The organism is Burkholderia sp. SJZ089, assembly GCF_007828315.1.
Classification (GTDB): Bacteria; Pseudomonadota; Gammaproteobacteria; order Burkholderiales; family Burkholderiaceae; genus Burkholderia; species Burkholderia gladioli.
The window spans coordinates 78312-94060 of record NZ_VIUM01000012.1 but is presented as its reverse complement, the minus strand read 5'-3'; the positions used below and the strand labels follow the sequence as shown (position 1 = coordinate 94060).

General features: G+C 59.9%; 12 protein-coding genes and 1 pseudogene. 5 read left to right on the top strand and 8 right to left on the bottom strand.

Annotation, left to right across the window (positions count from 1 at the left end):
• Positions 1 to 150 precede the first annotated feature (150 nt).
• The 3 genes from FB600_RS22120 (at position 151) to FB600_RS22110 (ending at position 2727) form a co-directional block, all read left to right on the top strand.
• The gene (locus FB600_RS22120) at positions 151 to 540 is read left to right on the top strand and encodes a DUF5594 family protein (RefSeq protein WP_096750380.1); all 390 of its coding nucleotides are present in this window, start codon (positions 151 to 153) and stop codon (positions 538 to 540) included.
• Between the two features lie 139 nt (positions 541 to 679).
• Positions 680 to 1183 carry a YbhB/YbcL family Raf kinase inhibitor-like protein gene (locus FB600_RS22115; protein ID WP_025096584.1) on the top strand — a complete coding sequence of 168 codons (504 nt, stop codon included), beginning with the start codon at positions 680 to 682 and terminating at the stop codon, positions 1181 to 1183.
• 173 nt (positions 1184 to 1356) lie between these two features.
• Positions 1357 to 2727, top strand: a complete 1371-nt coding sequence (locus tag FB600_RS22110) for an MFS transporter (RefSeq protein ID WP_098181666.1) — start codon at positions 1357 to 1359, stop codon at positions 2725 to 2727.
• A 112-nt stretch (positions 2728 to 2839) separates the two neighbouring features.
• Here FB600_RS22110 and otsA read toward each other — a convergent pair whose 3' ends face one another.
• The gene (gene otsA, locus FB600_RS22105; protein WP_017921411.1) at positions 2840 to 4258 is read right to left on the bottom strand and encodes an alpha,alpha-trehalose-phosphate synthase (UDP-forming); all 1419 of its coding nucleotides are present in this window, start codon (positions 4256 to 4258) and stop codon (positions 2840 to 2842) included.
• 200 nt (positions 4259 to 4458) lie between these two features.
• Positions 4459 to 4671, bottom strand: coding sequence for a hypothetical protein (locus FB600_RS22100; protein WP_025096587.1), 213 nt, complete (start codon positions 4669 to 4671; stop codon positions 4459 to 4461).
• Between the two features lie 259 nt (positions 4672 to 4930).
• On the opposite strand from FB600_RS22100, the gene FB600_RS22095 reads away from it, so the two are divergent.
• Positions 4931 to 5563, top strand: a complete 633-nt coding sequence (locus tag FB600_RS22095; protein WP_145757350.1) for a hypothetical protein — start codon at positions 4931 to 4933, stop codon at positions 5561 to 5563.
• A complete protein-coding gene (locus FB600_RS22090) occupies positions 5560 to 6060 on the top strand; it encodes a hypothetical protein (protein WP_013699023.1) in 501 nt (166 codons plus the stop codon). The genes FB600_RS22095 and FB600_RS22090 overlap by 4 nt, the downstream gene beginning before the upstream one ends.
• Before the next feature lie 71 nt (positions 6061 to 6131).
• On the opposite strand, the gene FB600_RS22085 is transcribed toward FB600_RS22090, so the two are convergent.
• From FB600_RS22085 to FB600_RS22060, 6 genes and pseudogenes are all read right to left on the bottom strand, one after another.
• Positions 6132 to 6656, bottom strand: a complete 525-nt coding sequence (locus FB600_RS22085; protein ID WP_127837670.1) for a hypothetical protein — start codon at positions 6654 to 6656, stop codon at positions 6132 to 6134.
• Between the two features lie 147 nt (positions 6657 to 6803).
• The gene (locus FB600_RS22080) at positions 6804 to 7286 is read right to left on the bottom strand and encodes a hypothetical protein (protein WP_127837669.1); all 483 of its coding nucleotides are present in this window, start codon (positions 7284 to 7286) and stop codon (positions 6804 to 6806) included.
• 527 nt (positions 7287 to 7813) lie between these two features.
• Positions 7814 to 8680, bottom strand: coding sequence for a tetratricopeptide repeat protein (locus FB600_RS22075; protein ID WP_145757349.1), 867 nt, complete (start codon positions 8678 to 8680; stop codon positions 7814 to 7816).
• A gap of 229 nt (positions 8681 to 8909) precedes the next feature.
• Positions 8910 to 9944, bottom strand: coding sequence for a hypothetical protein (locus tag FB600_RS22070; protein ID WP_127841011.1), 1035 nt, complete (start codon positions 9942 to 9944; stop codon positions 8910 to 8912).
• Complete coding sequence (locus FB600_RS22065; protein ID WP_145757348.1) at positions 9941 to 12841, bottom strand: hypothetical protein; 2901 nt, start codon at positions 12839 to 12841, stop codon at positions 9941 to 9943. Before FB600_RS22065 ends, FB600_RS22070 begins: the two co-directional genes overlap by 4 nt.
• A 69-nt stretch (positions 12842 to 12910) precedes the next feature.
• Positions 12911 to 15439, bottom strand: a pseudogene (locus FB600_RS22060) (type VI secretion system Vgr family protein).
• Between the last annotated feature and the right edge of the window lie 310 nt (positions 15440 to 15749).

Below are 15749 nucleotides of genomic sequence, written 5' to 3'. Positions count from 1 at the left end.
ACAGGTGCAGCAAGTGGTAACGCCGGATTACGCCTGTAAACCGGGCGAGACCGCCGCGTAAGCCTGTGCCATGCCAGGTGAGGCGCGGCTTGGGGTCGCGTGCTAGCATTTTCGGGATATTCGATCCCTTTCGATCCCCGAGGCGCCGCCATGAACCCCGACATCGCACATCGGTTCGACGCCGAATTCGCGCCGCGCATCGCCGAACGCATCACGGCCCTGCTCGGCCCGCACGTCGTCGCCACGGTACGTCCCTATGGCGGGCACGGCCACCCGACCCACGTCGATATCGTCAACACCTCCCACGAGCATCTGCACGGCCTGCACGGTTACAGATTCCCGCTCAACCTCACCATGACCTGGGATACCGACGAGATTGAGCAGTTGGTCGGCGCCGACGACGGCACGCGCTTTGCGCACTATCTCGACGCACTCTCGCGCAAGCTGCCGAACTGGGAGGACGCGCGCGGCATCGACTTCGGCTCGCGCACGCAGAGCGAGCCGCTGATCCTGCTGGGCGGGCTCGATTTCGAGGGCTGAACCAGTCGGCATGGAGCGCCCCGGCGACACGTCGCATTCGCAATGCCGGTGATACACTCGCCCGGTTCGCGTCGGCATGGCGGTGCCTGCCGCCAGCACGGCGACGCGCCTGGTCCAACTCGACATCCTGGAGACGCCCATGGCCGAATTCCGGCTGCGCACCGACGCATTTCCCGAAAACGGCTTGATGCCGAAAGCCCAGGAGTACCGGCACGAAGGTTTCGGCGTCGACGGCGACAACCTATCGCCGGCGCTGAGCTGGGAAGGCGTGCCGGCCGAGGCGAAAAGCCTGGCCGTCACCGTCTACGATCCCGACGCGCCCACCGGCAGCGGCTTCTGGCACTGGGTGGCCGTAAACCTGCCGGTCGGCACCACCAGCCTGCCCACCGGCGCGGGCGCCCCCGGCGGCGCACAATTGCCGGCCGGCACCGTGCAGGTACGCAACGACTACGGCGACGAGGGTTTCGGCGGTGCTGCGCCGCCGCGAGGCGACAAGCCCCATCGCTACATCTTCCGCGTGCACGCGCTGAAGGTGGACAGCCTGCCGATCACGCCCGACACCACCAACGCGATCGCGCGCTTCATGATCCACCTGAACGAGATCGCCTCGGCCAGCTATACCGGCCTCTACGCACTCAAATAAGCCCGCTGTTCCCGACGGCGGCATCGGGCCGATGCCGCCGCCAGCCGCGTGCCGCCGAGAGACGGCACCCATCCCGCGCCACCGCGTCCGAGAACTGCGAACCGGTTGCGCCCGCAACCGATCGATCGGCGGCCGTGCCACGAAGGCACAGCCGCCTCGTGCCAAGACACGCCATGAACGCCGAAGATAACGGCCTGCCCCTTCCTCAACGCTACTGGGCGATCGTCTGCGTCGCGCTCGGCATCACGCTGGCGGTGCTCGACAGCGCGATCGCCAACGTCGCCCTGCCGACCATCGCGCGCGATCTTCAAGCCAGCGACGCCGCCTCGATCTGGGTCGTCAACGCCTACCAGCTCGCCATCACCATCTCCCTGCTGCCGCTGGCCGCGCTCGGCGACCGGATCGGCTACCGGCGCGTCTACCTGGGCGGCCTGATGCTGTTCACGGTGGCCTCGCTGGGCTGCGCGCTGGCCGACTCGCTGGCTTCGCTGGCCGCCTTGCGCGTGATCCAGGGCTTCGGCGCGGCCGGCATCATGAGCGTCAATACCGCCCTGGTGCGCATGACCTATCCCACGCGCCTGCTCGGCCGCGGCGTCGCGCTCAACGCAATGGTGGTGGCGCTGGCCTCGGCGGTCGGGCCGACCGTGGCCTCGGCCGTGCTCGCGGTGGCGCACTGGCCCTGGCTGTTCGCGATCAACGTGCCGATCGGCATCGCCGCGGTGGTGGTCGGCCTGCGCGCGCTGCCGCCGAACCGCGGCCACGACGCGCCTTACGACTATCTCAGCGCGGTGCTGAACGCCTGCGTGTTCGGCCTGGTGATCATGACCGTCGACGGGCTCGGCCACAGCCAGAACCATGCGCTGGTGGCCGCCGGCGCGATCGGCGCGGTGGGGCTCGGCTACGTGTTCGTGCGGCGCCAGCTGAGCCAGCCGGCGCCGCTGCTGCCGGTCGACCTGCTGCGCATCCCGATCTTCGCACTGTCGATCGGCACCTCGATCGCCTCCTTCACCTCGCAGATGCTCGCCTTCGTCGCGCTGCCGTTCTGGCTGCAGCACACGCTCGGGCTCTCGCAGGTGGAAACCGGGCTCTACATGACGCCCTGGCCGCTGGTGATCATGGTGGCCGCGCCGCTGGCCGGCGTGCTCTCGGATCGCTATTCGGCCGGCATGCTGGGCGGCATCGGCCTGGGCCTGTTCGCCGCCGGGCTGCTCGCGCTGGCGATGCTGGGCTCGCATCCGGCGCCGCTCGACATCGTCTGGCGCATGGCGCTGTGCGGTGCCGGTTTCGGGCTGTTCCAGTCGCCCAACAATCGCACCATCCTGTCCTCGGCGCCACGCCATCGCAGCGGCGGCGCCAGCGGCATGCTCGGCACCGCGCGGCTGACGGGGCAGACGCTGGGCGCGGCGATCGTCGCGCTGATCTTCAGCGTCGCGCCGCAGCACGGGCCGACCCTCGCGCTTTACGTGGCCACCGTGTTCGCGGCGATCGCGGCCTGCGTGAGCCTGCTGCGGCTCGGCGCGACGCCGCCCGCGCAAACGGCTTGATCGCGACGACGGCTCGCGGGCCGAGCCTTTCTTCCCTCTCCATGTAAAAAACGACGGCACCTCGCGGTGCCGTCGTTGCTTCATGCAGCGTTGGTCTTATCGGCTCGATTCGTCACGCATCGGCCACGCGCCGGCCCACGCGCCGCGTGATCGAGGCGGCGGTCGCGACGCTGCGCAGGTCGGACAGGAAGGAATCGCGCCACACGCCCAGGTCGTTGCGCTTGAGCGCGGCGAAATTGCTGCCGTGACGCTCGCGCCGTTCGCCGAGCGGCATCGACAACGCGCGCTCCAGCGCATCGGCCATCTGCGAGAGATCGGCCGGGTTGACGATCAGCGCGCCCGGCAGCTCGGCCGCCGCGCCGGCGAACTCGGACAGCACCAGCACGCCCGGATCCTCCGGGTTCTGCGAGGCGACGTATTCCTTGGCCACCAGGTTCATGCCGTCGCGCAGCGGCGTGACATAACCGACGTGGGCATGCCGGAACAGCGCCATCAGCAGGTTGCGTTCGTACTTGCGGTTCAGGTACTGGATCGGCGTCCAGTCGAGCTGCGCGAATCGGCCGTTGATGCGACCCGCCTCGCCTTCGAGCGTCTGGCGGATGCGCTGGTAGGTCTGCACGTCCGAGCGGGTCGGCGGCGCGACCTGCACGAAGGACACGCGCCCCTGCCAGCCCGAGGCGTTCGACAGCAAGCGCTCGAAGGCCTGGAAGCGCTCGACCAGCCCCTTCGAATAATCGAGGCGATCCACGCTCATCACCAGCTTGCGGTCGCGGATCGCATCGCGAAGCGCGGCCACCGGCTTGCGCTGCGCATGCTGGACCGCGGCCTCGGCGATCGCATCGGGATAGACGCCGATCGGATAGGCGCCGACCTTCACCACCCGGCCATGCACGTGCAGCACCCCGTCCTCGGAGGCGGAGCCGATCCCGCGCCGCTCGAGATAATCGACGAAGGACTGCTTGTCCGATTCGGTCTGGAAGCCGACCACGTCGTAGGCGGCCATGAAGCGCACCAGTTCGTCGTGCGGCGGCACCGTGCGCAGCACCTCGGGCGCGGGGAACGGGATGTGCAGGAAGAAGCCGATCGGGTTGCGCACGCCCAACTCGCGCAGCGCATGCGCGAAAGGCAGCAGGTGGTAGTCGTGAACCCAGATGATGTCGTCGGGCTCGACCAGCTTGCTCAGTTGCTTGGCCAGGGTGCGATTGACGCGCAGATAGCCTTCGTACTCCTGGCGATCGAAGCGCGCGAGATCCATGCGGTAGTGGAACACCGGCCACAGCGTCGCGTTCGAGAAACCCCGGTAGTACTGGTCGTAGTCGCGGCGCGCCAGGCCGACCGTCGCGTAGGTCACGTTGCCTTCGCGCTCGATCACAGGCTCGCCCGCCTCGCCGACGATCTCGCCGTTCCAGCCGAACCAGACGCCGCCCGATTGCCGCAGCGCGTCGAGCACGCCCACGGCGAGACCACCTGCCGAGGGACGCGTATCCTGGCCGGCTGCCACGCGATTCGAAACCACGATCAATCTGCTCATACGGCTTGACCTCCTGTGCTTGATGGGGACGGCGCAAGAACACACGCCGATGCCTGATGTCGCGAGCAGGTGCTGTGCCCGGCGCGACGGCGCGATGTTCGCTTCTCGATCTCGCATGCCGACTGGACGGCAAAGCGCGGCGCAGGCGCGCAAGTAACACGCCGTCGCCCAAGGCAAGGTCGATGTGAGCGATGAAGCGTTCAGGCGTCCTGTTCGGAGCCCAGATCGCGCTGGTAGTCGATCCCTTCGGGGCGCGCGCCACCCTGGTTGTGATCGCCGTCGGCAGGTGCCTCGGGCACGGCGCCGGCGGGCGCGGGAGAAGACGGCCCGGTGGGCATGGCGGGGCGGTTCGCGCCTTCGCCGTGTTGCGGGCGGGGGTTGCGCCGCGTGCGGCGCATGGCAGGGTGTCTCATTGAGCTGTGCGGCGTCGCCGTGGAAACAGTCAGTGACGAACGAGTGTAGGCTGGCCCGATCCCTGCGAAGGTAACAATTACCTTCAATTTGTAACGATGCGACCCTCGCCGACGCTTTTGTATGACACTGTGCGCCGACCGGCGCCGCAAACGTTTATCCATCTTTTGCAATTCGGGTCGGATATCTGCACCACAATGGCGGCCGGTGCCGCGCCGTCAGGAGCGGGCGCGGCGGTTACCAGACAGGACCGCATCCAGCATGAATTCACTCACTGCAAGGCCCGGGCGGCCGGCACGTCGCGCGGCGAGCCTGACGCTCGCCGGCGCGGCGTTGCTGTCGACGCTGCTCTCCGGCTGCAACTCCCTCTACAGCGAAGGTGCCACCGCCGGCGCGGGTATCGCCGGCGCGGCCGTGGCCGCCAAGGTGACCAACAATGCGGCGGTGGCGACCGGCATCGGCCTGGGCGTGGTGGCCGCCGCGCGCGCCGGCGTGCAGTACACGCAGCGTGTCGCGCACACCTATTCGCAAGGCCAGATCGCCGACGCGGCCGGCCCGCTCGAGGTGGGCGGCGTGGCGCGCTGGTCCACCCATCACACGATGCCGATCGAGGACGACGAGTTCGGCCGCGTGACCGTCAGCCGCCTGATCAGCGTGGGCCCGCTCGACTGCAAGGAGATCGTGTTCTCGGTCGACAGCGATGCGAAGAAGGCGGCCGCGGCGGCAGCCGGCGCCTCGTCGGCAGCGGCGGCTTCCGGGGCTGTAGCGGCATCGGCGCCGGCCGCTGTCCCGAGCGGCGCGTCGTTCTATGTCGCCACCATCTGCCGCGACGGACCGAAATGGAAGTGGGCTTCGGCCGAGCCGGCCACCGGCCGCTGGGGAGCGCTGCAATGATCGCGCTGCGCACCGTCGCGATCGTCTGCGCGCTCGCGGCGGGCGTCGCGACGCTGCCCGGCTGCGGCTCGGCGGGAGCGGCCAGCGGCGCGCTGGCGGGTGCGGCCACCGGCCTCGTCACCGCCAATCCGGCGATCGGCATCGGCGTGGGCATCGCCGTGCAGGCCGCTACCGACGAAGCGGTCAATCGCACCATGAAGGCGTTCCAGGCGGGGCAGCAGGATGTGATCGCCAGCACCGCGGGCGGGCTCGCGGTGGGTCAGGTGGCGCCGTGGAAGGTGAAGAACCGCATCCCGATCGACAACGGCGAGGGCGAGGTGCGCGTGACGCGCGCGTTCTCGACGCCGCTGGCGCTGTGCAAGGAATTCGCGTTCTCGGTGAAGGATGGCGACAAGGCGGATTGGTATATCGCCAGTGCCTGCGAGGCGCCGCAGGGTGGTGCTTGGACCTGGGCTTCGGCGGAGCCGGCCGTGGCGCGTTGGGGGAGTTTGCAGTAGGCCGGATCGGGAAACGACGATGCGCGCGGGTCGTGCGACCACGCGCGCATCGTTGGGGCATCGTGATCCAATCACAGACCGAGTGCTCTCAAGCGTGTACGGATCGATGCAGCATTCTTGTAGGGAAACGTGACACGTCTTCCATCAAGCAAGCCGTCGTAGCCATCGCCAAACGCCTTGGTGACAGCCGGCACCGCCTTGAACGTAGCCTGCTTGCCGACCTCCTCAAGACGAAATCCACTGACCTGATAGAAGTCCCCGTGAAAATCCGCGCTGACTGCATCTGAACGCCAGCGCGCCAAGACAAGGATCTCATTGGGTCGATAGAAGACCATGACGATTTCCGGCCCACCACCTTGTGCCTCGATCGTCCCGATCTTGACTGTCGGGGCACCGTCACACTTCCAGCGCAGTTGCTGATCAAACACGGCCGAGTTGATGTTTGGATCGACTCCGGACGGATATTCCTTGTGTACGACAACGGAACAGCCGGGGCGAACCTGCCTCGCCGATAAAGTCATATCGCCATCCGCAAACACCTTCGCCGAGAAAAGAATAAGGGCCGTCGAGATAAGCATAAGAAATGTGTTTTTCATGCTTATCATCCGTTAGTTGGCATCAACGGCTCCCATGCGATTTCCATATCGGCTTATGGCTCGATCTGTTCGAGCGAGCCATCTGCACAGCAGGCCTGACGGAGTCATTCAGTGCATGTCGAGCCCTATCGTGCCCGCCTCCTCACATCACGGTTTGATCGCAAGGTCATCGGCCTTGATCCATCGAAGCAAGTGCTTTCCGGAGGAATTGATGTAATCCACATAAGCCCAGCTGGTCGGGGATTGCTTAAGCACTATCACTGTGTCGTTTTTGACCAGATAGGCTCGGGTCACACGAGCCTCATCAGGCGCATCGTAAAGCGTTGCTTTCTGTACCGATATGATCGCCGCACGATGCTCGCTTACCGTTGCTGCCGGCCCCGATGTGCTCACCGGGGCCTCCCCTTTATTTGACAAAGCGGCGTTGAATAGCCCCGCACCGTTTTTCATACCCGCCGCTCGCAAGGCACTCACAATCCGCTCATAGGCAACACGATTGGTAGAGGATGGTGGATCACAACGCAACACATTATCAGCGCCGGAGTCGTCGTCGATTACTGACTGCGGCGGCTGACCGGAGTTGATGAACCGCAGCAATCGGCTTGCCGACGGACGGTCATCTTTCAGCATCAAACTCGTCTGATCATCGGTTCCCCACTGCGCGGGTTGCCTGTTTGCCAACCCGCCCCGCATATCTCACCGGTTTGGTCCGCAGTGATGCAACCGGTTCGAATCTCGACGGCAGTACAGTATTCTCTGCTCATAACAGATTCTGCTTGCCCTGGCCCCAATGAGACCGTTCCGGATTCGATGCGTCCAATGGTGACGTATTGGCCAGATGGCGAGATATTGCTGTCGCTCGGCGGCTCCATTTGTGTACCGTCTGAGTCCGATTCACCCGATCTCGGCTGCAGGCGGAACTTCGTGCCGTTCGGGAGATGGAATACGGCCTGCTGCCACGAACGCTGGGACAAGGGTGTTTGGGGATCCAAAGCCTTGCTATAGAGAATCGCTGCTCCGCCAGGCAAGGCGAACCGGAGCGTTGTCGAGGGCGCGGCGGCACTTACTGGCTTGCCAGCCACATTGCTCAGTAACAAGGCGGTGGCGATCGTCGCGCCGATGCGAGCGGTGTGCATTCCGACAATGACTCCCAAAAACTACTTCACTCTATCCAATGATCGAGGAGGAATTTTCGCAGATAGACCTTTCGCATTCATTTGCCTGTTATATTCCTGATACTGCGGAACAGCCAAATCTTTAGCATCGATATCCCAATAAGCATCCGCCAAATTCAGCCGAGCCACGGTTCGATCTGGAAACTTCCTCACCAGTGACTGCAGAATTTCTACCGCATCACTAGATCGCTTATATGCCCCAAGATAAAAAGCCAAATTATTAATATCCTCAACATTGCTTGCATCAATACTTCCCGCAAACTCTGCAACCTGAAAGTCAGGCATATTAACAACATATCCTTCAAGTGACGATGACGTTTGAGCCGCTTTTTTGAAATCCTTGATTTCATCTTGAATTTCGCTTCTTACCCGATCCTTCGACTCATACGCCAGTGAATCTATTTTCCCCATCGGAGCACACCCACTCACTCGCAGCACATCTTCCGTCGGCACTACTGTTCCAGAGGTAACATCAGATTTTTCTCCGTTTATTTGTCGAATCAAACACCAATTCTTATAGTCGACATTCCACCTGTAAATGTATCGGTATATTTGGCCACCTCGACTAGAACAGCTGCCATCAATAGCCAACAATTTCGTATGAGGAACAACATAGATACCCATCATGCTACATTCATCGAAATTTTCGACACGGTACGAAAGTGTCTTTCGTAACGAAGAAGATGAATATCGAATGATCAAGCCATCGGACACCAATTCCGAACGAAGATAACCAGGTTTCCCAATACCTTCAAAATCATCAATAATCTTGTTTTCTTCAGATGCAGCCAGAGCGTCAGCCTCAAAAATAAAGCAACATAAAAATATCAAGCATATTTTTTTGCTCACAGCCCATTCTCCATCACGACTTCGCTAACGCCGCCAGTCGCATCGGTAAGCAGATGCCGCAGCCACAGTGATATCGGTGTAAACCTAGCATCGATATGTTCAGTCAAGGCCGCCCACATTCGGCGTACACGCAAGCGCTCAACGACGGCCAAATCTTACTTAATACGACGAAATCTAAAACGCGTCACATTCTGAGAATGTCGCAACCAGTTTTTCGCCACCTATCACGTCATGGCGCGATAGCTAGGTCGTCGGCTTTAATCCATCGAAGCAAATGCTTACCGGAAGCGTTTATGTAGTCCACATAAACCCAGCCGATAGGTGACTGTTGCAATACTGTCACTCTGTCATTCTTAATCAGATAAGCATGGGTCGCGCTGGCTTCATTCGGCGCAGAATACAGGGTGGCACGCGCCGCCGAGATACCGGCTGTCTTAGATCCTTTATTACCATCGACTGGGGGTGTCGATGTTGTATTCATCTTGGAAAGCGCAGTGTCGATCGAGTGTGCAGCGAACTGCGAGCCCGAAGCATGGAGGGCTGCCGAAATTTTTTGATAGGCTTCGCGGTTATCAAGAGATAAAGGATCGCAACGCATTAGATTTTCGGCGCCGGAAATATCGAACTCGAGCGAACCTTTGGCAGGTTGCCCAGAATTAATAAATTTAATTAACTTCTTGGCCGATGGCCGACTATCTTGCAACATTGCCTTCGACTCATCCTCGCCCCCCCACTGGGCTGGATGACCGCGTTTCCAACCTGCTCCGCATATTTCCCCGGCTTGATCTTCATAGACACATCCAGATGGGATTTCCAATACAGAACAATACTGGGTGGCTGAGTTAGTGCTTTCCCCACCACCATCAACGACGCCCACCTCAAACCTCCCAATCAAAACAAATTGACCGGAAGGGGAAACATCTTCTTTGCTTGCAGCCCAGGTTTGAGAAAACCCGACCGGATCATTATTTCTCGGAATTATGTTAAAAGATGAACCATCAGAAAAATGAAACACCTCTCTCTTCCACAAAGGATCAGAAGATTGGTTTCCTGTAGGCAAGGGATCGCTGTATACAATCGATGCCCCGTTGGGCAGGGAAAATTTAAATGTGTTCGACGATGGCGAACCAAATGCCGACGAAGTGGCAGCGTTAGTAAAAAACAACGTCACGAAAGCCAACATAGTGGCATGCAAAGAACGACTCATCGACAAACCGCGATATTTCTGAACTAAATTTTTCATATCAAATAAAATATTGATCATGATGGATCTCCTAGCACCGCAACCAAGTGTGCATATCGATCCGGGGCGACCGATTTCCCATTGGCCACCGCCATGGCTCTAGAGTTTCCGTAGTCCTGCAAAATACTGGATTCATACTCAGCTCTACCAGCGCCCCATTCCTCTGGATTACGCGAAACATTCGGATTTTTTTTAAAAAAACGATCCAATGCCGCCCGGACATCACGCGACACAAGCGAAGGCGCATTGACGCTTTGATCCAAAGCAGTAGCACGCCCCAATGGCGAATGAAAATAATCCTTTATCGAAAAATCATAACCCCTCGGACTCTGATCTATTGCCTTATTAAATCGAATCAAGAAATCCTTTACTTGCAACCTTTGATATAACGGCGACGACACTGCATGTGCCATGGAAGCGATAGGAGGGCAGTCAACGGGCTTACGAAAAGTATTAGCCGAGCAATCACGCCGCAAAGCATTAAAAAGAGCCTTCCCCACAAGCCGAACACCATTAGTAAACGTTGGATGAGCATATCCTAGCGATGCATCTCTTCCACTACCGACAACTGTCCAGCCACAGTTTTCGAAAAATTTCGCATACTCCAAAGGATGTTCACTTCTAAAATCAGAAATCTGCGTGGCCAACTCACCCGTACTTGCATCCCCGATAATTATCTTTTGCATCGCCCCAGCCGTTATGATTGCCGTGTCATAAGCATGCACTGTATCTATGCATCCTTCATTACTCGACATAGCGCGCAAAACCTTTTCCTCTACATCACTCAACTCCCCACTGGCTCGCATCGATTTTAGTGCTAAACAATCTCCCAATGGGACAGAACCATCGTGAATGGGCCCCCACCAAATATCTGTTTTAGTGTGAGCGAATCGAGTTCCCTTAACCGTCAGACAACACCCACACGCACACGTGTCCGGGTCGAAAAAATTACTCACCAAACCAACCGGATGCAGATGATAGACGCTTGGCCCCGACAAAGGCTTCAGCGCTCCCTTGCATGCATCCCACACTTGCAACTGCTTGATCCGATCCTTCTCAACCTTCCAATATGGCAAACCGTCGTGCATCAGCGGATCGAGCGCATCCCACTTGCTCATCTGCCCGCCCCATTCGCTCTCGTACTTCACCACCAAGTGATCGACGCGATTGGCGCGCCACTTGTCTCGCAGGGCGCTCAGTACATCCTCGCCGAGAACCTTGCCTTGACGGTGCTCAGCCGACATCAAGGCCTCATCGAGTTGAGTGACCAACGCATCGCTTTTGGCGCTATTGAAGCTGGCCTCGAACGCAGCCTTTTCCTCGGCGGTGCCGTTGTCGTTTTTCAGATGCAAAAAGCGTTTGTAGAGATCAGCCGTGCTCAGGTTCGAAGACAGCAACTTGAAACCTGCCCAAGCCCATTTATTCTGCAACGACACATGCGCTTGCCCCGAGGCACAGACGAAGCCGTTTACGGCCTTTTGCCCAGCATCGCCTGCATCGACTTGATACCAGCTGTGCTTCTTATCGTCGACGAACTCCACAAGCCCGCCGATATTGACCACGCGCAAGTAATCATTCGTGCCAGCGGGAGCATTCGCCGTCGACAGAGGAAACTCACGCCACGCCTTGCGCGTGCCCTTGCCATCCAACTCGCTGCGCTGAATCCAGTACGAGGTCGTGTCTGCACTCCCCTTGATCTGCACCTTCGCCCAAGCACCGCGTTCGGGTGAATCCTTGGTAGGTGTGACGACGGTTTTCTCCGGCAAGGTCAGATCACCTTCCGCCTTGTAGCCGTACAGAACAGCGCCCTTCTCCAATACCAGTTGAGTTTTCGGCTCCTGCGTCAATTGAGCCGCGCGTGCCACGCTGCGAGTCATGAACGTCGGCAGGTCGTCGCCAGCAAACACCTCGACATGCAGCAAGGCGCGCTGCGGGCTGGGCGGCAACGTCGACGCATGTTGCACATTCTGATACTCGCCCAGATAGCCGATCACTTCGCCCGCACCGATGCGGATCGGCTTGGGCAGCACGTAGGCCTTGTCGAGCGCTGCCGGATTGATCTCGTCATCGAACGCCGCGAGATAGACCCAGCCTTTCGATGCATCGGCTTCCACGGCCCCGCCCGGCGTGATCGGCGCGATTTCACCGGACACGATCGCTTCGATACGTCCCCAGCCCTTCGGCGCACGCGCGGGGCGCTGAATCTTGACCTTGCTGCCGGACGGCAAGATGCCGAGATTCTTCTCGGGATGCCCGCGTTTGTCGCGATGCACGTGAATGCCTTTGATCGGCTCGCCAGATTTGACGTTTTCCTGCTGATCTAGCGCGTCTTTCGCATTGACCGTATACGTGGACTTGACCGTGTAAATCGATTCGGCGTTGTAGTATCCGGGCCAGGTCTTCTTGTTCTTGTCCTGCTCCGAATGCTTGTACACCTTGCAGGGCGCCAAGTGCATGTACAAGCTGAAAAACACCAGGGAGTCGGCCGGATCGATGCTCGGCTTGTTCGACGAAGCCGGCGTATTCGATGCGCTGTTCGAGGTGCCCGCCGGCACCGGGGGCAAGGTCAGCTTGTGCTTGACCAAGGTGAAGCTGCGCGAATACAGCGCTGTCGACTGGTCCGGATAAGTCAGCCGCTGGTAGTCACTATCGAGGCAATACGCCACCACCTCTCCATCTGCAATGCAGCGCACGCCACCGCTGTGATCGAGGTCACCGGAGGCGGACGAACCACCCTCTTGATCGAAGTGAATTCCACCGTGCCAGAGGCCATTCAAACCCAGGGGAAACGGACCATCGCTGCCTTGCAGCGCTGCCAGGTAAGCGTCCGGATCGATTGCCGCGCTAGCATCCTTTTGTGGGAATGGATAAGCCCATTGCGAAATCGCCGTCAAGGTATCACCAGTATCAGCTGCCATGCTCTGTGTTTCCTGATTGTATTCGCGGTGTCTTAGCGCGCTACGCACGCCTTGTCGAGCGCCCAGGCGCTATCCGGAAAAGGGCGTCGAGCGCTTCGGCTTGCCGTCAGACGCCACCCACGAAGGAAATGCCGGATCCAGGCGGGTTGGCCCCGAAAAGTTATGCGAGCCGCCCTTCACGTCGATCTTTCCGGGTGCATGAATTTCGATGTTCCCGTTCGAGATTCAGATGTAGGCGCCGCCACTGGTCAGCAAAACTTCCTGCTTGGCGGTGACGTTGACCGTATCCGTCGCCGACAGCACCTTTACCGTCTTCTGCGCCACCAACTCGATGTTGTCCGACTGCGCCTGAATCTCCACCTTGCCCTTGCCCGCGAACAGCTTCATGCCGGCGTTCTGAACGAACAGGCTCAGCTTTTCGGCAACGCTCGCGACCAATGACTTGCCCGCCGCGACGTTGACGCTCTGTCCACTTACGAGGTTCACATGCTGGTTCGCCGCCACATGCACCGATTGCTGCGACGACAAGCCGATCGAAGCCGGGCTGCCGAACACCATCACCGGCTGCTGGAACGTCTTGGCGCTGCCGGTCCCCCCGCCTGCTGTATTGCCCCCCGCGCCGAGCACGCCGCTCACGCTGTTCTGAGTCGCATCGGTCAGCGCCCGCATCGCATCATGCGCATCCTGCAGGCTTTCGGCCTGATGCTGCACGCTCGCTTCCGAAAGCGACTCGACAATGCTCTCGGCATTGACGAGCTGTTGCTGCGTCTCCTTCACGTCGAGCGGTTGGCTATTGATCGTCTTGGGATGGGTAGTGACATACAGGCCACGGCTAGCGCGCACCGCGCCGTAGTCGTCGGTACGCAGATCGAAGCCGCTGCCGAGGTAAGCACCGCGCGAGTTTCCACTCTGATCGATCAGATAGCCGAGGTGCAGCATGCTATTCGCGCTGCTGCTCATCAACTGCACCCGGTTCTGGCCCGTTGCGTCGTCCATCACCATCTGGTTATAACCGGCTCCCGAATACTCCTTCGATCGGTATCCCGACAGGATGCCGTTGCTATGCCACTGAGGCTTGACCTTTCCGTTGTACACGCGGTGCAGCACGATCGGGCGATCGCAGTCGCCACCTACGTAACCGATGATGACTTCCTCGCCAATGCGCGGCATGTGCACGCCGCCGTAGCCACCGCCAGTATCCGATTGCGCGACCCGCACCCAGCACGACGCACCGGCATCGCCCTGGTTCTGCCTGTCCCAGACGAACATCACCTTCACCCGGTTCAATTCGTCCGTGTACACCTCTTCACCCCGAGGTCCTACGACGATCGCCGTCTCGAGATGCATTTTCGGCTTCTTGTGCTCGAACGGGCTGCGATACGGGACCGTCGTGCGCTGCGCCTCCACCTCGACCAGAAAGAACCCGGCCGAACCGTCATCGTGAGCAACGGATGCCCCCACGTATCCCGTCTTGGCCAGTGCCAGTTCGTGTTGCAAACTATGTGGAAAGCTCGCTTCCTGATTCGACAGCGGCAGATTGTTTTCGATATACCGGCGAACCTTGATCGCCGCAAACTCACGTTGATTCGCCGAATCCCGATCATGCTCAGGATGACCGGTCAGTTCGAACCGCAGCCCCGCGTCGATCCCCCGAACGCCGCCCACGCCGAAGAAACGTTTCGCTTTCGATTCCCACTCCTCCAGATGAATCTTCGACAGGTGTTCGCCTCGATCCTGCTGCGGATAGGTATAGGCACCCGTGTATTCGTAGATTTCGGCTTGTTCGGGTAGCGCCCCTTGGCCGGCCATCGTCGGCAATGTCGTTTCTTTCGGATTGGCAACGGTCGATGGTGTCTTGTAGTCGAACGTGCGCGTCGTATGGGTCGTGCTCTGCAGGGTCCGGGAGCCACTCCACTGGGTGAACGCATCGACCTCGCTGCCGGCGCCCGACCGATAGAACTGGACCGGATTCGACGATAGTGGATCGAGCGAATGAACGTCGTCGGTCACCACGAGCGTATGTGATTTACCGTCTTTGCTCTGCCGCCAAAACCCGAATAGCCCTTCCTCTTCCATCAGTCGATGGACGAAATTCCAGTCGGATTCGCTCTGGCGGCAATACGACCGCGACGGCAACACTTTCGACAAGGCAAACTGGAAATTGCCTTGGGCTTGCGGATGCTGATTGAATACGTCGGTGATGATTGCGTCGACGCTCCGATCTTGCCAATAGCGCATGTCGCTGCGGAATCGCAGGAAATGCATCCACGACGCGAAAACCAACTGATAGGCAGTAAAACTGCCGTCTGCACCGAGGCGTCGCGCGGTATGCACATAGCCGTTGATCGGTAAATAGGATTTGTCCGCCTGCTGGATCCACAAGCTCATCGGCTGCGCGATCACCGCCTTGAGTTCAACGTCACCAGCCGTCGAGATCATGTCGAGCGTCACGCTGAAGTCACGCCCGAGTTCCGACGCGGTCAGGACACGACACGGCACCATGGTGTTGGCCGGCAGCGACGGAATGTCCGTCTTGACCAGCCGATCTTGCTGAATCAGTCCGCCCTGAATGGCCTGAGTCAAATCGGTCACGTTCATTCGTTACCCATCTTGTTGTCGGCCTCATCACGGCCTGCTCTCTCGCGGGGACGGCTCCCCGGTTTCACTTGTCTGAGGATTCTAATGACATCGGGAGATCAAGAAAATCCCCGCCCGAAAGGCATTGGAAAGGATCGCGCGATAGACGCGCAGCGGCGTCGCAACACGCTAGGAGGACATCGGCAACAGCTCGCTGCCGCACCATCGAAGCCCTTCGTGAAAATGCCATCAAGCGGGTTGTTCTACTTTGATGCCGCTACTCTTCGGGTCGAAATTTTTTTGACCTGATTCAACAAAACAAAAAAGGCGC